Annotated in this window: 16 protein-coding genes; 15 read left to right on the top strand and 1 reads right to left on the bottom strand. The window is 74.3% G+C overall.

Going from position 1 to position 17,681, the window contains the following annotated elements:
* Positions 1-39: 39 nt before the first annotated feature.
* A complete protein-coding gene (locus LV78_RS02045; protein ID WP_253842876.1) occupies positions 40-222 on the bottom strand; it encodes a tumor necrosis factor receptor family protein in 183 nt (60 codons plus the stop codon).
* Between the two features lie 211 nt (positions 223-433).
* Here LV78_RS02045 and LV78_RS02040 point away from each other — a divergent pair, with 211 nt between their 5' ends.
* The 15 genes from LV78_RS02040 to LV78_RS01970 all read left to right on the top strand — a co-directional run bounded on the left by LV78_RS02040 (position 434) and on the right by LV78_RS01970 (position 17,340).
* Positions 434-1,345 (top strand): hypothetical protein, encoded by a 912-nt coding sequence (locus LV78_RS02040; RefSeq protein WP_253842875.1) that lies wholly within the window; start codon positions 434-436, stop codon positions 1,343-1,345.
* A 52-nt stretch (positions 1,346-1,397) separates the two neighbouring features.
* Positions 1,398-1,772, top strand: a complete 375-nt coding sequence (locus tag LV78_RS02035) for an ectoine synthase (RefSeq protein WP_253842872.1) — start codon at positions 1,398-1,400, stop codon at positions 1,770-1,772.
* A 135-nt stretch (positions 1,773-1,907) separates the two neighbouring features.
* A complete protein-coding gene (locus tag LV78_RS02030) occupies positions 1,908-2,870 on the top strand; it encodes a pseudouridine-5'-phosphate glycosidase (protein ID WP_253842870.1) in 963 nt (320 codons plus the stop codon).
* Positions 2,867-3,634 (top strand): HAD family hydrolase, encoded by a 768-nt coding sequence (locus LV78_RS02025; RefSeq protein ID WP_253842868.1) that lies wholly within the window; start codon positions 2,867-2,869, stop codon positions 3,632-3,634. The genes LV78_RS02030 and LV78_RS02025 overlap by 4 nt, the downstream gene beginning before the upstream one ends.
* Positions 3,635-3,639: 5 nt before the next feature.
* Positions 3,640-5,037 (top strand): MFS transporter, encoded by a 1,398-nt coding sequence (locus LV78_RS02020; RefSeq protein WP_253842867.1) that lies wholly within the window; start codon positions 3,640-3,642, stop codon positions 5,035-5,037.
* Positions 5,034-5,822: a maleate cis-trans isomerase family protein gene (locus LV78_RS02015; protein ID WP_253842865.1), complete on the top strand. Its 789-nt coding sequence runs from the start codon at positions 5,034-5,036 to the stop codon at positions 5,820-5,822. Before LV78_RS02020 ends, LV78_RS02015 begins: the two co-directional genes overlap by 4 nt.
* A gap of 330 nt (positions 5,823-6,152) precedes the next feature.
* Complete coding sequence (locus LV78_RS02010) at positions 6,153-7,589, top strand: AMP-binding protein (RefSeq protein WP_253842864.1); 1,437 nt, start codon at positions 6,153-6,155, stop codon at positions 7,587-7,589.
* A gap of 4 nt (positions 7,590-7,593) precedes the next feature.
* Positions 7,594-8,733 carry an acyl-CoA dehydrogenase family protein gene (locus LV78_RS02005; protein WP_253842862.1) on the top strand — a complete coding sequence of 380 codons (1,140 nt, stop codon included), beginning with the start codon at positions 7,594-7,596 and terminating at the stop codon, positions 8,731-8,733.
* Positions 8,734-8,742: 9 nt separating this feature from the next.
* A complete protein-coding gene (locus tag LV78_RS02000; protein ID WP_253842860.1) occupies positions 8,743-9,552 on the top strand; it encodes a transglutaminase-like domain-containing protein in 810 nt (269 codons plus the stop codon).
* Positions 9,553-9,737: 185 nt separating this feature from the next.
* Positions 9,738-10,202, top strand: coding sequence for a hypothetical protein (locus LV78_RS01995; RefSeq protein WP_253842859.1), 465 nt, complete (start codon positions 9,738-9,740; stop codon positions 10,200-10,202).
* A 191-nt stretch (positions 10,203-10,393) separates the two neighbouring features.
* Positions 10,394-11,767, top strand: coding sequence for an MFS transporter (locus LV78_RS01990; protein WP_253843226.1), 1,374 nt, complete (start codon positions 10,394-10,396; stop codon positions 11,765-11,767).
* Between the two features lie 99 nt (positions 11,768-11,866).
* Positions 11,867-12,364 (top strand): SRPBCC family protein, encoded by a 498-nt coding sequence (locus tag LV78_RS01985; RefSeq protein WP_253842858.1) that lies wholly within the window; start codon positions 11,867-11,869, stop codon positions 12,362-12,364.
* Between the two features lie 280 nt (positions 12,365-12,644).
* The gene (locus LV78_RS01980) at positions 12,645-13,559 is read left to right on the top strand and encodes a COX15/CtaA family protein (protein WP_253842856.1); all 915 of its coding nucleotides are present in this window, start codon (positions 12,645-12,647) and stop codon (positions 13,557-13,559) included.
* An 18-nt stretch (positions 13,560-13,577) separates the two neighbouring features.
* The gene (locus tag LV78_RS01975; RefSeq protein ID WP_253842853.1) at positions 13,578-14,702 is read left to right on the top strand and encodes a glycosyltransferase; all 1,125 of its coding nucleotides are present in this window, start codon (positions 13,578-13,580) and stop codon (positions 14,700-14,702) included.
* A 466-nt stretch (positions 14,703-15,168) separates the two neighbouring features.
* The gene (locus tag LV78_RS01970) at positions 15,169-17,340 is read left to right on the top strand and encodes a putative bifunctional diguanylate cyclase/phosphodiesterase (RefSeq protein ID WP_253842851.1); all 2,172 of its coding nucleotides are present in this window, start codon (positions 15,169-15,171) and stop codon (positions 17,338-17,340) included.
* Positions 17,341-17,681: the final 341 nt, after the last annotated feature.

Genomic DNA, 17,681 nt, shown 5'->3' with positions numbered 1-17,681 from the left:
CCCACAGGGGACCGGGCCGCTTCCGTGCCGGGTTGAGTCTCACCAGTGTGTGTCGTCGTCCACGCACTTCGCCAGGTCCGCGCTCCAGTGCGTGTCCTCCGCGCACTCCTCCTGGGCCACCGCCACCCCCGGCAGCAGCACCGCGCCCGCGACCAGGGCCACTCCCAGCGCCCCCGACGCGACCAGGTTCCTCAGAGCCATCTTCACGGTGCCGCCGCTCATCTCTTCGCCTCTTCCTCAAGGTGGCCGGTCCCGGCCGGTTCCGCTTGCTGTCACCACTAGACCCGCCGCCGCCATCGGTCGGCCTTTCCACTGCTTAAGGTCCGGCCCGCCCCACCGATAGCGCTTCAAAAGCCGATCGACAGCGCTCTCCCGCAACGTTGTCCCCGTCGAGAGCGGGACCGGCGAACGGAGCGGGATGGAGGCGGTTCGGATGCACGGGGACGGGGACGGGAACCAGGTCCGGGGCGGGGACGGCGACCAGGACGGGACCGCGCCCGCCGGTGGCGCGGTCGACGAGCTGGCCCGGCGGCTCATGGCCGGGTTGCCGTTCGGGCAGGCGCCGGTCGAGGCGGTCACCGCCCTCGCCGCGCGGCACCTGCTCACGCCCGGCGTGGTCACCGCCGCCGTCATCGGCGGGGCCGCGCGGGTCGCCTCGCAGCTCGACGTCCTCACCAGGGACGTCCCCGACGTCAGCCACGTCTCCGTCCGGCTGCTCGACGGCCGCGAACTGCCCCCGGCGCTCACCGCCCGCCTCGCGCTGGACGGCGTCGAGCTGTCCTGCGCCCGCTCCGCCGCCGAGGCGGCGTTCGGCGCCAACCTGGTCGTGGTCACCGACCCCATCGACCCCGGTCACCGCCCGCGACCGCCCCGGCTGTCCAAGGGCGCCGTCCTGGTCAACGCCTCCGGCACGCCCCTGCCACCCGTCCTGCTGGCGCAGGCGCACCGGGTGTTCGTCGACGACCCCGCCCAGCGCGACACCGCGAGCGGCGACCTGCGGCAGGTGCTCGTCGGCGGCGGGCGCGGTCGCACCGACGCCGACCACGTCCTGCTGGTCGAACTCCTCAGCCCACCACCCCCCGGAGGTCTTCCCGTGTCCATCGAGAACGAGGTCGCGAAGTTCGTCGTCACCACCTTCGCCCAGGACCTCACCCCCGACCAGCTCCCCCACGACCTGGACCTGCTCGACAACGGCGTCGTCGACAGCCTCGGGCTGCTCCGGCTGATCGCCTGGGTGGGGGAGCGCTACGAGATCCCGGTGGAGGAGCAGGGAATCTCCCCCGCCGACTTCAGCTCGGTCGAAGCCATCGCCGCCTTCGTCCGCAACACCCGCAGCCTCGTCTGAGGCTCGCGGGACCGGCAGACCAGCGCCATCACACAGGAGAGGTGGAACAGCCATGATCGTGCGGACCAGGAGCGGCGTCGACGGCGTCGAGTGGGGCAACGGCCTCAGCTACCGGATGCTCGTGGAGCGGGACGGCATGGGCTTCGCGCTCGCCCACACCGTGGTGCGGGCCGGGTCGAAGTCCCCGCTGCACTACCGCAACCACCTGGAGGCCTGCTACTGCATCTCCGGCAAGGGCCAGGTCATCACCTCCGACGGCACCACCCACGAGATCGAACCGGGGGTGATCTACGCGCTCGACCAGCACGACGAGCACTTCCTGATCGCCGACGCCGACGCCGACCTCGAACTGATCAGCGTGTTCAACCCGCCCATCAAGGGCGACGAGCGGCACAACTTCGACGCCGACGAGTTCTCCCACTACTAGGCGGTTTCCCGCACCACCGCACCACCGGGCAGCGCGGGGGGCACCGGCCCCCCCGCGCCACCCCGGACCGATCGCGGCCCGGCGCCCCCGCCGGAGCACGCCGCACACCGTTGAACCGCCGAGAGGAGCACCCGCATGTCCCCCCACGACGAGCTGTTCGCCGTGTCCGAGGAAGTGGCCGACGCGCTGGCGTCCGGCCTGCCCGTGGTGGCGCTGGAGTCCTCGGGCGTGGTGCAGGGCCTGCCGCACCCGCTCAACCTGCGGACCGCCCTCGACATGGAGGACGCCATCCGCGCCGCAGGGGCAGTCCCGGCCCGCACCGCGATCGTCGACGGCCGCTTCACCGTCGGCATGTCCCCCGAGCAGCTGGAGCTGTTCGCCACCACCCCGACCGTGCCCAAGGTCGGCACCCGCGACATCGGCGCGGTGCTGGCGGGCGGCGGGCACGGCGGCACCACGGTGTCCGCCTCGCTGGTCGCCGCGGGCCGCCTCGGCGTCGAGGTGTTCGCCGTCGCGGGCATCGGCGGCGTCCACTTCGGCGCCGAGCGCAGCTACGACATCTCCGCCGACCTGCCCGAGTTCACCCGCCACCGGGTGGCCGTGGTGTGCGCGGGCGCCAAGTCGCTGCTCGACCCGGCGCTGACCCTGGAGTACCTGGAGACCCTGGGCGTCCCGGTCGTCGGCTACCGCTGCACCGACTTCCCCGCCTACTACAGCGTCTCCAGCGGCGAGCGGAACCCGCGCCGGATCGACGACCTGGCCGAGCTGGCCGCCGCCGTGCGCCTGCACTGGGACCTGGTGGGCGGCACCGGTTTCGTCGTCACGCACCCCATCGGCGAGGCGGACGCGCTGCCGTCCGCCGAGGTGTACGAGCTGGTGCGCCGCAAGCAGGCCGAGGCCGAGGCGGCCGGGGTGCGCGGCAAGGACATGACCCCCGCGATCCTGTCCGCCGTCGGCAAGGCCACCGGCGGGCGCACCGGCGAGGCCAACCGGTCCGTGCTGCTGTCCACCAGCGCGCTGGCCGCCGAGTTCGCCGTCGCCCTCAAGGCCGAGCAGCGCCGCGCCGCCGCCGCACCGGAGCTGGAGGTCGTGTCGTGAGCGCCGGGAAGCCGGGCGCCGCGGTCCTGTTCGACCTGGACGGCACCCTCGTCGACACCCCCGGCGCGATGACCGGGGTGCTGCGCGCGGTCGTCGCCGAGCACGGCATGGCCATCCGCGACGACCGGCTGCGCGCCACCGTCGGCCGACCGCTGGTCGCCTCCTTCGCCCTGCTGCTCGACCTCGCCCCCGGCGACCCCGCCGCCGAGCGCGCGGCGGACCGGGCCCGCGCCCTGTTCACCAGGGAGGTCGTCCCGCGCGCCGAGGAGCTCGTGCTGCCCGGCGCCGTCGAGCTGCTGGAGCACCTGCGCGCCGAGGGGCGCGGACTGGCCGTGGTCACCAGCAAGGTCCGCGCCAGCGCGGTGGAGCTGCTGCGCGCCACCCGCCTGATCGACCACTTCGACGTGCTGGCCTGCCACGGCATGACCCCGTGCGGCAAGCCCCAGCCGGACCTGGCGCTGCTCGCCGCCCGCGAGCTGGGCGCCGCGCCCGCCGACTGCCTGGTCGTCGGCGACGCCGTCGACGACGTGTACATGGCCCGCGCCGCCGGGATGCCCGTCGTGGGCGTCCTGTCCGGCGTCGCCACGGAGGCCGAGCTGAGGGAGGCGGGCGCCCTGGACGTCCGCGACGGCGTCGCCGCCCTCCTCCCGGCCACCCGCGCGGACCGCCGTGGGCTGACCGCCGACCCCACCGCGCCCGGACTCGCCGAGCCCGGCCCCACCACCGACCTGCCAGCCCCCGTCCACCTCGGAGCACAAGGGTGACCCCGATGACCGCCACCGCCAACCCGAAACCCACCGGAACCCGCTCGGCGTCCGCCGCGCTCGCGATCCTCGCGGTCGCCCAGTTCCTGATCGCGCTCGACTACTCCATCGTCTACATCGCCCTGCCCAGCATCGGTGGCGAGCTGCACCTGAGCGAGAGCTCGGTGCAGTGGGTCGTCAGCGGCTACGCCGTGTTCTTCGCGGGCTTCCTCGTCGTCGGCGGGCGCGCCTCGGACCGGTTCGGCCCGCGCACCCTGTTCATCGTCGCGATGCTCCTGTTCGGCGTCGCCTCGCTGGCGGGCGGCCTCGCCCCCGGCTCGGCGCTGCTGCTGGTGGCCCGCGCCGCCCAGGGCGTCGCCGCCGCGGTGCTGCAACCGGCGGTCATCGCCCTGATCAACACCACCTTCGCCGCGGGTCCCGCCCGCAACCGGGCGCTGGGCGTGTGGGGCACGGTCGGCGCGTCCGGCCTCGCGGCGGGCGTGGTCATCGGCGGCCTGCTGACCACGGTGTCCTGGCGCTGGGTGTTCCTGATCAACCTGCCGCTGGCGGTCGTGTGCGCGCTGCTCGCCCCGCGCCTGCTGCCGAAGGCGGGCGCGGCCCGCTCCGGCGGCGGCCTGAACGTGCCCAGCGCCGTGCTGTGCACCGGGACCGTGCTGTCCGCCGCGATGGCGCTCACCGAGGCGTCCGCGAGCGGCTGGACCGCGCCGACCACCCTGGCCTGCTTCGGCGCTGCGGTCGTGCTGCTGGGCGCGTTCGCCTTCCAGGAGCGGCGCAGCGCCCAGCCCCTGGTCGACCCGCTGCTGCGGCGCACCCGCTCGCTGCTGGTCGGCTGCGGCTCCACCGCGCTCTACATGGCCAGCGTCGGCAACCAGTTCTTCGTGGTGACCCTGCTGGTGCAGCAGCTGCGCGGCTACGGGCCGATCGCGGCGGGGCTGGCGTTCCTGCCGATGGCGGTGGCGATCGCGGTCGCCAACTCGGTCGCGGCCAGGGTCGTGGCCGCGCTGGGCATCCGGCTCACCCTGACCCTCGCGTTCGTCGCCGACGCGGCCGGGCTGCTGCTCCTGGCGCTCCAGGTGCACGGCGACAGCTACGTCCTGCACCTGCTGCCCGGCCTGCTCGTCACCGGCTTCGCCCACGGCGTCACCTACGTGGCCATGTTCATCGCGGGCACCGCCGACGTGGACGACCGCAACCAGGGCACCGGCAGCGCGCTGATGACCACGGCCCAGTACATGAGCGGCGCGCTCGGCGTGGCCGTCCTGGTGCTGGTGCTCGGGCCCTCGCCCGACGCGGGCGACTTCGGCTGGGCCTTCACCACCACCGCGATCGCGGCCCTCGCGGGCGCCGTGCTGGCCTGGTTCGGCCTGGCGCACCGCAAGCACGTCCGGGGTGAGGGGGAGTGAGCGCGGACGCGCCGTGGGCGGCCAGGCTGGGCGTGCTGGTCATCCACAACGACCCGGTGCCCGAGGCGGAGCTGGCGCGGATGGCCCCGCCGGGGGTGAGCGTGCACGCCGCCCGCTTCGAGAGCCCCACCAGCACCGGGGCCGAGTACACCACCGAGACCTGGCAGCACCTGATCGCCCAGCCGGACGTGCGCCGGGGCCTGGTGCAGCTGGGCCAGCTCGGGGCCACCGCGATCTGCCTGTGCTTCGCCTCCGCGAGCTTCCTGGGCGAACCCGGTTTCGACGAGGGCTTCAGCGCCGCAGGGACCGAGCTGGCGGGCGTGCCGGTGTACACGGCGGGTCAGGCGGTGGTCGAGGCGCTGCGCCGGTTCGGCGTCGGCAGGCCGCTGGTGGTCGCGCCGCCCTGGTTCACCGCGCCCACGTTCACCGCCACCACGGCCTACCTGGAGCGCGCGGGCCTCCCGCCCGCCGGGCTCGTGCAGTACCGGCTCGACCGGGACTGGGACTCGGTGGTCGCGCACCTGGCGTTCGACCGGGGCGCCCGCTGGGAGGTCGACCCGGACGAGGTGTGCCGCCAGGTCGCCGACGCGTTCCCCGCCGACGCGGACAGCCTGCTCATGCCGGGCAGCGGGTTCCGCTCGTGGGGCGCGGTGGAGCGGTTGGAGCAGCGCCTCGGGGTGCCGGTGGTGACCGGCAACCAGGCCTGCCTGTGGCGGCTGCTCGACCTGGCGGGGGTGAGCGCGACCGTGCCAGGCGGGGGAACCCTGCTGGCCGCCGCGTCCTGACCCGCCTGCCCTGACCCGCCTGCCCCACCCCCCAGACGACCCGGCTGAACCCCCGGTGGCCGACCCGCTCGGTCGGCCACCACCCGGAGCCCGCCACCCTGCGGCGGGCGCCACCCCGTGACCGGCCCGGCGGGACCCCGCTCCCGCCGCCCCGGTCCGATCGCGGCGCCGCGCGGCCCCCGTCCGGGCCCGCGCGGGCCCCGCGCCCCTCCCCGGCGCCACTTCTCCCGCGCCACCGCGCCCGCCCCGCGCGCCGAGCCCGCCCACCCGCGCGGCTCCCGCGCGTCCCCTGCCTCCCCACCGCGGCCCACCGCGAGAGGACACCCGACCATGCCCACCCGCGCCTTCCTCACCGCCTTCGCCGCCACCGCGGCGACCACCCCCGACGCCCCCGCCCTCACCTGGCACGACCGCGAGCTCGGCTACGCCGACCTGGACGCGCTGGCCCACCAGGCCGAACCGCTCCTGGCGGGCCTGCCGCCCGGCGCCCCGGTGTGCGTGCCCGCCACCAAGTCCCCGGAGACGATCGCCCTGCTCATCGCCTGCTTCCGCGCGGGCCTCAGGGTGCTGCTGCCCTCCCCGGAGCTGGGCGCGGACGCCCTGCGCAGGCTGTGCGAGCAGGTCGGCTGCCCGCACGTGCTCACCGCCGCCGACGCGCCCGGCGGCGCGCCCAGCGCCATCGCCACCGACCTCGCCCCGACCACCCTGCCCGGTCCCGGCCTGCTGCTCACCACCTCGGGCTCCACCGGCACCCCCAAGGTCGTCGTGCTGGCCGAGGAGGGCGTGGACGCGTTCCTCGCCTGGGCCGCCGCCGCGTTCTCGATCCAGCCGGGCACGGCCGTGCTCAACCACGCCCCGCTCAACTTCGACCTGTGCCTGCTCGACGTGTGGGCCACCCTCGCCGCAGGGGGCCGCGTCGACCTGGTCGACCCCGCGCACGCCGCCGACGGCGCCCACCTGGCCGCGCTGTGCCGGGACCGCGAGCCCGCCGTCGTGCAGGCGGTGCCGCTGTTCTTCCGCCAGGTCACCGCCACCGGCGGCACGTTCCCCGGCGTCCGCGACGTCCTCCTCACCGGCGACGTCACCCCGGCCGCCCTGCTGCGCGAGATCGCCGAGGCGTTCCCGTCGGCCCGCCTGTGGAACGTCTACGGCTGCACCGAGACCAACGACAGCTTCCTGCACCGGATCGACCCCGCCTCCACCGAGCCCCTGCCGATCGGCGCGCCCATCGCGGGCGTCGAGGTCCGCGTCACCGACTTCGACGGCCGCGAGCTGACCGGCCCCGCCGAGGGCGAGCTGGTCGTGCGCACCCCGTTCCGCGCGCTCGGCTACCACGACGCCGCGCTCGACCGCGAGCGCTGGAGCGACGGCTGGTTCCGCACCGGCGACCTGGTGCGCCGCGACGAGCGCGGCCTGCTGCACCTGAGCGGGCGCACCGACCACCAGGTGAAGGTGCGCGGCGTGCGCACCAACCTCGCCGAGGTCGAGCGGGTCGTGCTCGACCACCCCGACGTGCTGGAGGCCGCCGTGGTCGCGGTGCCCGACGAGCTGGCGGGCTCCGTGCTGCGCGCCGTCGTCCGCCGCGCCCCCGACTCCCGGCTCAACGGCCTGCACCTGCGCGTGCACTGCGCCTCGGCGCTGCCGCGCACCGCGATCCCCGGCGCGTTCGACGTCGGCGACGCAGCCCTTCCCCGCACCACCACCGGAAAGGTCGACCGCAGGGCCCTGCTGGCCACCGGTTCGACCGCGACCAAGGAGAGGACGTGACCGCATGATCGAGTGGAACGAGGACCAGCGGGAGCTGCGCGCCGCCGTCGAGGAGATCGGCGCCGCCCTCGGCGAGGACCACATCGGGCGCGACGCGCGCGCCGAGTTCCCCGAGACCGCGTGGAAGTCGCTGCGCGAGACCGGGCTGCTCGGCCTGCCGTTCGACGAGAGGTGGGGCGGCCTCGGCCAGGACCTGCTCACCACCATGCACGTCCTGGAGGGGCTCGGCTACGCCTGCCGCGACGGCGGGTTCAACTTCTCGGTGTCCACGCACGTGGTGTCCACCGGCGTGCCGCTCCAGCGGTTCGGCAGCGACGACCTCAAGGACCGCTACCTGACGAAGGTGTGCGAGGGCGCGGTGATCGGCGCGCACGCCATCACCGAGCCCGAGGGCGGCTCGGACGTGATGTCCATGCGCACCAGCGCGGTCCGCGACGGCGACCACTTCGTCCTGAACGGCAGCAAGGCGTTCACCAGCAACGGCCCGGTCGCGGACGTGTTCGTCGTCTACGCCCGCACCGGCAAGCGCGGCAGCCCGGCCGCGATCACCGCGTTCCTGGTGGACCGGGACACGCCGGGGCTCGTGGTCGGCGGGCCCGTCTCGAAGATGGGGCTGCGCACCTCGCCGCTGTCGGAGCTGTTCTTCGACGACTGCCGGGTGCCCGCGGCGAACGTGATCGGCTCGGTCGGCGCCGGGTTCCTGATCATGGACCACGTGATGAAGTGGGAGATCCTCTGCTCCTTCATCATCAACGTCGGCGAGATGCAGCACCGGCTGGAGCGCTGCGTGGAGTACGCCCGCACCCGCACCCAGTTCGGGAAGAAGATCGGTTCCTTCCAGGCGGTGTCCGCGAAGCTCGTCGAGATGCGGATCGCCGTCGACAGCGCCCGCAAGTGGCTGTACGACACCGGCCGCAAGCTCCAGGACGGCGGCAACGTCACGGTGGACCTGGCCATCAGCAAGCTCGTCGCCAGCGAGGGCAACCTCGCCTCCGCGCTCGCCGCCGTCCAGGTCTTCGGCGGGTACGGCTACACCACCGAGTACGGCCTGGAGAAGGACCTGCGCAACGCCGTCGCCGGGACGATCTACTCCGGCACGTCCGAGGTCCAGCGCCAGCGCATCGCCAGCATGATCGGACTCTGAGGAGCAGCCATGACCAGCACCGAGACCACCCCCGTCCTGACCGCCGCCGCCCCGACCCCCGCAGCTCCGGCGGTCGAGCCCAGCCCGGTCGCCGAGCTGCTCGCCGCGACCGCGTTCGTCCCGGCCGCCCCGGAGCCCCAGGCGCCCGACGAGCGCCTGCTGGCCGCCACCGAGTTCCTCGACCACGACCACGAGGCCGTCCGGGCGCTCGTGGCCAAGGCCCTGCCCGACCCCGAGTCGATGACACCGGCCGAGCGCGCCATCGCCCTGTACTACGCGGTCCGCGACGGCATCCACTACGAGGTGTACGGCGCCGACCTGTCCCGCGACGGGCTCAGGGCCAGCTCCACCATCACCAGGGGCACCGGGTTCTGCGTGCACAAGTCGATCGTCTACGCGGCGGCGGTGCGCGCGGTCGGGGTGCCCAGCCGCATCTACTACGGCGACGTGCGCAACCACCTGGCGTCGCCCAAGCTCGAAGAGCTGATGGGCGGGAACATCTTCACCTACCACAGCCTCACCACCGTGCACCTGGGCGGCAGGTGGGTGCGGGCGACGCCGGTGTTCAACAAGATGCTGTGCGCGCTGTACCGGATCAAGCCGCTGGACTTCGACGGCGTCACCGACAGCATGTACCACCCGTTCGACGAGGACGGGCGCAGGCACATGGAGTTCGTGCGCTCGCACGGCGAGTTCGACGACGTGCCGTACGAGCGGGTCGTCGGCGGCATCCGGGAGGCCCACCCGAGGCTGTTCGCGTCCAGGGACACCACCGCGCGCGGGTCGCTGGTCGCCGACGCGGTGGCCGGGACGCGGTGACGGCGCCCGCGACCCCGGACCGCCGCCGCCCCTCGCGCGGGCGGGTGGCGGCGGTCCGGGCGCGGGGCGCTCACAGGAGACGCACAGCGGTCGCTGGTGAAGTCCACAGGGTCCCGGCCGATCGTTGGTGGTGTCCCACCGGGGTGGTCCCGGAGCAGGGGAGTCCCGAACCGGCAGGAGCCACCGTGAGCACCGAGCAGATGAGCCGCCCGCAGGACCAGGTCGAGACCGGGGCGGGCGCCACGAACGAGACCGCTGCCGCCACCGCGCCGACGTGGGGCGCGCCGCCGCCCGCGCCGGTCGCCTCGAAGCGCCCCGCGTGGCTCAGGGGCCGGGCCGCGCTGGTCGTCGGCGCGCTGGGCGTCGCCGTGGTCGCCGGTCTCGGCGGGTTCGGCGTCGGCCTCGCGGTCGGCGACGGCGGCGCGGGTACCGGCCAGCAGGCGCCGAGCGGGCAGTTCCCCGGCGACGGCCAGTTCCCCGGCACAGGCGACGGGCAGAGCGGCGCCGGTCAGTTCTCCGGCATGGGCGACGGGCAGTCCGGCGCGGGCCAGCTCCCCGGCGGTCGCACCGGTCGCGGCGGCCAGCAGACCACCCCCGACACGGGCACCGGCTCCGGTACCGGTGGCACGGGCTCCGGCTCCACCACCTGATCCCCTCCACCGCGCCCCTCTTCCCGAGCGGGCGGCCACCCGAACGCCGGGTGCGCCGCCCGCTCGGTGCCGCTCGGTGCCGCTCGGTGCCGTTCCGGTGTCGTTCCGGGGAAACCGGGTAGACAGGCCAGGTGACCGAACCCGATCCGCGCCGCTGGAAAGCCCTCGCCGTCAGCCTCGTGGCCGGGTTCATGGGCCTGCTCGACGTCAGCATCGTCTCGGTCGCCCTGCCGTCGATGCAGCGCGGTCTCGGCACGTCACCGGCGGGCGTGCAGTGGGTGGTCTCCGGGTACGCGTTGGCGTTCGGGCTGGTCCTGGTCACGGCGGGCAGGCTCGGTGACGCGTACGGCAGGCGCCGGGTGTTCCTGCTGGCGCTGGCCGGGTTCATCGGGTTTAGCGCGCTGGCCGGGCTGGCGCCCACCACCGAGGTGCTGGTGGTCGCCCGGCTGCTGCAGGGCGCGGCGGCGGGCGCGCTCGCCCCGCAGAACTCGGCCCTGATCCAGCAGCTGTTCCGTGGCGCGGAGCGGGCGCGGGCGTTCGGCTTCTTCGGCGCGGTGGTCGGCATCTCCACGGCGGTCGGCCCGGTGGCCGGTGGCGCGATCCTGGCCGTGGCGGGCGAGGACGACGGGTGGCGCTGGGTGTTCTACGTGAACGTCCCGATCGGACTGGTCGCGCTGGTGCTGGCGGCCAGGCTGCTGCCGAGGGCCGAAGGCGGTCGACGCGGCCGGTTGGACCTGCTCGGCGTGCTGCTCCTCGGTGCCGGTGTGCTGGCCGTGCTCCTGCCGCTGGTGCTGGCCGAGTCGGGCGGACTGACGGCGCTGTGGTGGCTGTTCCCGCTGGGCGCGGCGCTGCTGGCGGCGTTCGTGGTGTGGGAGCGCCGCACGGCCGCGCGCGGCGGCGACCCGCTGCTGGACGTGACCCTGCTGACCGCCGTCCCCGGCTACGCCTCCGGGTTGCTGCTGGGCACCTGCTACTTCGTCGGCTTCAGCGGCATCTGGCTGGTGTTCGCCCTGTTCTTCCAGACCGGCCTCGGCTACACCCCGCTGGAGTCGGGCCTGGCGGTGACCCCGTTCGCGGTGGGCTCGGCGGCGTCCGCGCTGGTCGGCGGCAGGCTGGTGAGCCGCTGGGGCCGCAAGCTGACCGTGCTCGGCCTGGCCCTGGTCGTGGCGGGCCTGGTGGCGACCGGCCTGCTCCTGCGCCTGGCCCCGCCCCACCTGGCCGGGTGGTGGGCGGCGGGCGCACTGCTGGTGGGCGGGATCGGCGGCGGCTGGGTGATCTCCCCGAACACCACCCTGACCCTGCGCAACGTGCCGGTCCGCATGGCGGGCGCGGCGGGCGGCGCCCTGCAGACCGGCCAGCGCATCGGCGCGGCGATCGGCAGCGCCGCGCTGGCCGGGCTGTTCTACCTGGTGCTGGCGGACACGGGGGAGGACTACGGGACGGCGGTGTCCCTGGCGATCTGGACGGCGGCGGGCGCTGTCGTGGTGGCGCTGGGCGTCGCGGTGTGGGAGCTGCGGTCGGTCGACCAGCCGCAGGAGGGCCACGACTTCGCGGCGGCCGACTAGCCCCGCGCGCCCTCCCACACCCCCGCGACCGCTCTGGTTACCCTGCTCGTCGCGACCGGCTCGTGGCCCCCTCTTCCCAGCCCGACGAACAGGAGCACCATGCCCCCGACCGCCACCGGAACGCTCGCCGAGACGCCCGGCGGCGTCGACCTCGTGCTGACCCGGACGTTCCGCGCGGACGCCGGGGACGTGTGGGCGTCCGTCACCGAGTCCGACCGGACGGCCCGCTGGTTCGGGCCGTGGGAGGGCGAGGGCAGAGCGGGTGGGACGGTGCGGGTGCGGCTGGAGTTCGAGGACGGGCGGCCCACGTGCGACCTGCGGGTGGAGGCCTGCGAGGCGCCGGGCAGGCTCGTGCTGACCATGCTGGGCACCGGGGCGACGTGGCCGATCGAGCTGCTGGTGGTGCCCGGTGACGGCGGGGAGACCGAGCTGCGGTTGGTCCACCACCTGGGGGACGACAGCGGGATCGGCGAGATCGGGCCGGGGTGGGAGTACTACCTGGACCTGCTGGTGGCCGCGCGAGACGGGGGCGAGGCGCCCTCGTTCGAGGACTACTACCCGGCGCTCAAGCCGCACTTCGACGCGCTCAAGCGCTGACGCCTGGGCGGTCCAGGAACGGTGAAGGCCCCGGAACGGCGAAGAGGGGCCCGGTTCTCCGGACCCCTCTTCGCTGCGCTGACCTGAACATCGGCGCTCGATCGCCGCTCCTTGAGGGCCTCTTGAGCGATTCACCTGTTCGGATCAATCAGCGCCGGATCCAGTGCCTGGTCCAGTGCCGGATCTGCTTGATTCCATTTATTCCTTCAGTGTAGAGCGAAGTCAACGCCCGTGGACCCCATTTGTCCGTTCTCAGCTCCGGTCACGTAGGTTGCCCGTCGTGCAGCCCACCTGGAAGCAGCGGATCGTCCAGTCCCACCGAGGTCTCGCCGTGGCGGCCGTCGTCGCCAACGTCGTCATCGCGGGCACCGGGTCCACCGTCCGGGTGACCGGGTCCGGGCTCGGGTGCACCGAGTGGCCGCACTGCCTGCCCGGCAGCTTCGTGCCCGTCGAGCACCCCGAGCTGGCGATGCTCAACCAGTGGATCGAGTACGGCAACCGGCTGCTCGCCGTGGTGGTCGGCGTCATCGGGGTGCTCTGCCTGCTCGCCGCCTGGTGGTCCCGGCCGCTGCGCACCCGCGTGCTGCTGCTGTCCGCCGTGATGACCGGCGGGGTGTTCGCGCAGGCCGTGATCGGCGGCATCACGGTCAACCTCGGGCTGCTGTGGTGGACCGTCGCCTTCCACTTCGTCGTCTCGCCCGTGCTCGCCTGGTACGCGGTGCTGCTCTGGCGCTCCCTGGACGAGGAGGACGGTCCCGCCCGGCCGGTCGCGGGCGCGCTCGCGCAGCGGCTGCTGGTCGCGTCGGTCATGGTGCTGGCCGCGCTGATGGTCGTCGGCACGATGGTCACCGGCGCCGGGCCGCACGCCGGTGACGCCGACGTGGCCCGGTTCGACGCGTCCGTCGAGTCGCTCGCCCAGGCCCACTCGGTGCTGCTCTACGCGTTCCTCGCCGTGCTGGCCGCGCTCGGGTGGGCGCTGCGCGGCGCCGGGGTGCGCAAGCCGTACCTCGTGCTGCTGGTCGCGGTGCTGCTGCAGGGCGCGGTCGGGTTCGCGCAGTACTTCACCGGGGTGCCCGCCGTGCTCGTGGTGGTGCACGTGCTCGGGTCGATGGTGGTCGTGGTGGCGATGGCGAACCTGTGGACGGCCTGCCGCGTCCGCGAGCCCGCGACCGAACCGGTGGTGCTCGCGGCCTGAGCGCTTACGCTGGCGCGGGTGCGCGTGCTGTTCACCTTCGTCGGCGGCCTCGGCCACTTCCTCCCGCTCGTGCCCACCGCCTCGGCCGTCCGGGCGGCCGGGCACGAGGTCGCGTTCGCCTGCGCCTCGGCCCGGCGGCGGGCGGTCCGGGCGGCCGGGTTCGAGGTGTTCGACCTCGGCGGCAGCACCGCCGCGCCGCCCCGGCTGCCGCTGCTCGCGCCGGACCGGGAGCGCGAGGACCACGACCTGCGCGAGGGCTTCGCCCGGCGCGAGGCGGGGCGGCGGGCGCCGCTGCTGCTGGAGCTGCTCGCGGCGTGGCGGCCGGACGTGGTGGTGTGCGAGGAGGTCGACTTCGGCGGCGTGGTCGCGGCCGAGCGCGCCGGGGTGCCGCACGTCAACGCGCAGGTGATCGCGGCGGGGTCGTTCGTGCGGCCGGAGGTGGTGGGGGAGCCGCTGGCGGAGCTGCGCGCGGCGCACGGCCTGCCCGCCGACCCGGACCTGCTGATGCTGAGCCGGAACCTGCTGCTGTCCCCGTTCCCCCCGAGCTTCCGCGACCCGGCTTTCCCGCTGCCGGGAACGGGTTTCCCGGTGCGCCCGGTCGTCGGTCCGGTCGGCCGCTCCTCGGGGACGGCGGTGTGCTTCACGCTGGGGACGGTGTTCAACAGCGAGTCGGGGGACCTGTTCGCGCGGGTGCTGGCGGGGTTGGCCGGGTTGCCGGTGGACGTGGTGGCGACGGTGGGGGAGCACGTGGACCCGGCGGAGTTCCGGGTGGGGGAGCGGGTGCGGGTGGAGCGGTACCTGCCGCAGTCGCAGGTGCTGCCGGGGTGCGACGTGGTGGTGTCGCACGGGGGTTCGGGCAGCGTGATGGGCGCGCTGGGGCACGGGGTTCCGCTGGTGCTGCTGCCGATGGGCGCGGACCAGCCGCACAACGCGGAGCGGTGCGAGCGGCTCGGGGTGGGGGTCGGGCTGGATCCGGTGGGGGTGACGCCGGAGGGGGTGCGGGAGGCGGTGGTCGGGGTGCTGGCGGGGGCGCACCGGGAGGCGGCTCTCGCGGTGCGGGAGGAGATGCTGGGGTTGCCGGAACCGGCTGCTGCGGTGCCGTTGTTGGAGGAGTTGGCGCGGCGGTCAGAACAGGTCGGGTAGCGGGTCCTCGTCCTGCTGGCCCGTCACCACACTTCTGCGGCTTCACGTCAGCACTGCCGCCACCTCGTCTCCGACCACCCACCTCCGTCCCACACCGCCCTAGCGGGTCACCGTCATGGCCGCCGACCGGTCGGGCGCTTCGATCGTCACGCGTCCACGCCCACCGGGCACACTCTGTCACGGGCGCACGCAAGAAGTTCGTGTTTCCGCAGGTGAAAACGCCCCGGAAGTCCACAGTGGACCGCCGCTCCCGCCACCCCCACCTCACCCCCGCCTTACAACGATGCAAAAGCTCGAACCCCCGGTTGACGGCCCCGCCCGGTCCACAGTGGACGGAAATCGGGCCGACCGGGTCAGTCGACTCACCCGGATGGCGGTTGTCGCGCCCGTGCGAGGATCAGATAGTGCCAACTTCGCCGCATGTGAGAGCACTCGGTCTACGAGCCGTGGCTTGGGGGAAGCTCGCGTGAAACGTCCACCCGTTCCCGTGGCCGCGGACGTGCCTCCCGCCTCGGGCTCGGCGCACCGAACCGGTCGCAGGACGCTGCACCGGATCAGGCTGCTGACCACCGTCTTCGCCTGGCTCGGCGGGGTCCTCACGATCGGCAGCCTCGTCGCGACCGGTGAGGGGCCGCTCCCGATCGGGGTGGCCGCGCTGGTCGTCGGCGTCCTCGCGTGCTGGCTCCGGGTCCCCCGCGACGCCTGGTGGATCCCGCCGCTGGAGGGCGTGGTCGCGTTCGCCTCGCTGCTCCTGCTGCCCGACCCGCAGGTCGTCGTCGGCTTCGTGATCGGCGCCACGGTCCGCCGCGCCCTCTACCCCGAGGACACCGGCTTCTGGGCCAAGGCCGTTGTGGTCGTCGGCTGCTACCTCGCTGGCCTCGGCGCGGCGCTGTCGCGGGACGTGATCCAGCCCGAGCTGCTGCCCACCCTGCTGATGCCGCTGGCGGGCATGGCCGTCGCCGCCGCCGCGCTGCACGAGTCGGCCCGCGCGGTGCTGCGCGCCGAGTCCGCCCAGCGCGGCGCCGAGCACGCCCGCGCCACGGCCACCGCCGTCCTGCAGGCCAGCCCGATCGGCCTGGTGCTGCTCGACTCCGGCGGCGTGCCCGTGCTGCACAACGAGCGCGCCCAGTTCCTGCTGGACTGGGCGGGCCAGAACGGGGCCGCCGTGCCCTGCCCGCACGGCCCCAACATCGCGGTGTGCGAGAAGGGCTGCCGCGACGCCGACGCCGAGCCGGTCGAGGTCTGGGTCGCCGACCGCGACCGCGTCCTCGCGCTGCACCCGGTGCGCGTCGAGCAGGCGGGCGACGAGGACCGGACCCTGGTGGCCGCCGTGGACATCAGCGTCCGCCGCCGCCTGGAGGACGAGCTGCGGCACCGCTCCGAGCGCGACGTCCTCACCGGCCTGACCAGCCGCTCGCACTTCCTGCACCTGCTGGACCGCGCGCTGCGCGCGGGCGACGTCGGCCTGCTCGTGCTCGACCTCGACCAGTTCAAGGAGGTCAACGACACCGAGGGCCACGACGTGGGCGACCAGTACCTGGTGGCCGCCTCCCGCCGCATCCGCGCCGCCGTCGAACCGGACGCGGTCGCCGCGCGCCTCGGCGGCGACGAGTTCGCCGTGCTGGCACCCGGCCTCGACGAGCAGGCCTGCGGGCAGCTCGCGAAGGCCGTGCTGGCGGAGCTGGAGAAGCCCTGGTCCGACCTCGGCTACGACGTGCGGATGCAGGCCAGCATCGGCGTCGCCGTGTCCTCGGCGGCGGCCGGGGTGGTCGGCACCGCCGAGCTGCTGCGCGACGCCGACACCGCGATGTACGTGGCCAAGCGCGAGGGCGGCGCGCGCGCCCGCCACTTCCGCCGCGAGATGGGTGAGCAGGCCCTGGCCCGCCAGCGCGACAAGCTCGACCTGCGCGCCGCCATCGGCACCGACCAGCTCGTCCTGCACTACCAGCCCATCGTCGACCTGGCGACCACGGCGATCTCCGGCGCGGAGGCCCTGGTGCGCTGGGAGCGGCCCGGTCGCGGACTGCTGGGACCGGGCGAGTTCATCGGCCTCGCCGAGCAGACCGGCCTGATCGTGCCGCTGGGGTCGAGCGTGCTCACCTCGGCGTGCACGCAGGCGGCCGGGTGGCGCGCGGCGGGGCGGGAGCTAGGGGTCACGGTCAACGTGTCCACCCGACAGCTGTCCGCGCCCGGTTTCCTGGCCGCGCTGGCGAAGTCGCTCGACGTGTCGGGCCTCCAGGCCTCGGCGCTGACCATCGAGGTGACCGAGTCTGTGTGGGCGGACGAGGCCGCGATGCGGGCGCTGATGGCGGTGCGGGAGACCGGCGTGCGGGTGGCGCTGGACGACTTCGGCACCGGCTACTCCTCGCTGAGCTACCTCCACCGCTACCCGTTCGACGTGGTCAAGATCGACAAGTCGTTCACCTGGGCGCTCGGTGACACCGGCCGCACGGCGGGCGTGGTGCGCTGCATCATCGACCTGGCGGATGTGCTGGGCGCGGTGACCGTCGCGGAGGGCATCGAGACGCCCGAGCAGGCGGAGTGGCTGCGCAGGGCGGGCTGCGGTTTCGGGCAGGGCTTCCTGTTCGGCCGCCCCGACCTGCCGCGCAACCTGGCGCTCCCGCAGGTCGGGCGCTGAACTTCTGGGAGAGGCGCTGATCTCCTTGTTGGGGCGAGAAAAGGGACCCGCGTCACGAACGACGCGGGCCCTCACCGCACCAAGCCGCTTCGCAGGTTGACCGCTTCGCGGGCTGCGGGGCGAGCGCAGCGAGCCCACGCAGCCCCAATCCCGCGTCCCTCTTCTCCGTTTGGCCTGGCGCAGCCCGAGCGCAGGTGTCAAGATGCCGCCGCACTGAGCGGCAGACCGGGGTGTCAAACGGCGTCTTGACGCCTGTGCTTGCCTGAAAGGAGGCCAAACGGAGAAGAGGGACCCCGCCCATCGCAGTGGTAAACGGGACCACCAACCCAACGGCCACCGGC

The organism is Actinosynnema pretiosum, assembly GCF_024171695.1.
In the GTDB taxonomy this organism is placed as follows: domain Bacteria; phylum Actinomycetota; class Actinomycetes; order Mycobacteriales; family Pseudonocardiaceae; genus Actinosynnema; species Actinosynnema pretiosum.
This window is presented reverse-complemented; position numbering and strand designations above follow the sequence as displayed.

Excerpts from the sequence above, each read along its gene's own strand:
- LV78_RS02045 (WP_253842876.1), bottom strand. The coding sequence starts at position 222 with ATGAGCGGCGGCACCGTGAAGATGGCTCTGAGGAACCTGGTCGCGTCG.
- LV78_RS02040 (WP_253842875.1), top strand. The coding sequence starts at position 434 with ATGCACGGGGACGGGGACGGGAACCAGGTCCGGGGCGGGGACGGCGAC.
- LV78_RS02035 (WP_253842872.1), top strand. The coding sequence starts at position 1,398 with ATGATCGTGCGGACCAGGAGCGGCGTCGACGGCGTCGAGTGGGGCAAC.
- LV78_RS02030 (WP_253842870.1), top strand. The coding sequence starts at position 1,908 with ATGTCCCCCCACGACGAGCTGTTCGCCGTGTCCGAGGAAGTGGCCGAC.
- LV78_RS02020 (WP_253842867.1), top strand. The coding sequence starts at position 3,640 with ATGACCGCCACCGCCAACCCGAAACCCACCGGAACCCGCTCGGCGTCC.
- LV78_RS02010 (WP_253842864.1), top strand. The coding sequence starts at position 6,153 with ATGCCCACCCGCGCCTTCCTCACCGCCTTCGCCGCCACCGCGGCGACC.
- LV78_RS02005 (WP_253842862.1), top strand. The coding sequence starts at position 7,594 with ATGATCGAGTGGAACGAGGACCAGCGGGAGCTGCGCGCCGCCGTCGAG.
- LV78_RS02000 (WP_253842860.1), top strand. The coding sequence starts at position 8,743 with ATGACCAGCACCGAGACCACCCCCGTCCTGACCGCCGCCGCCCCGACC.
- LV78_RS01990 (WP_253843226.1), top strand. The coding sequence starts at position 10,394 with ATGGGCCTGCTCGACGTCAGCATCGTCTCGGTCGCCCTGCCGTCGATG.
- LV78_RS01985 (WP_253842858.1), top strand. The coding sequence starts at position 11,867 with ATGCCCCCGACCGCCACCGGAACGCTCGCCGAGACGCCCGGCGGCGTC.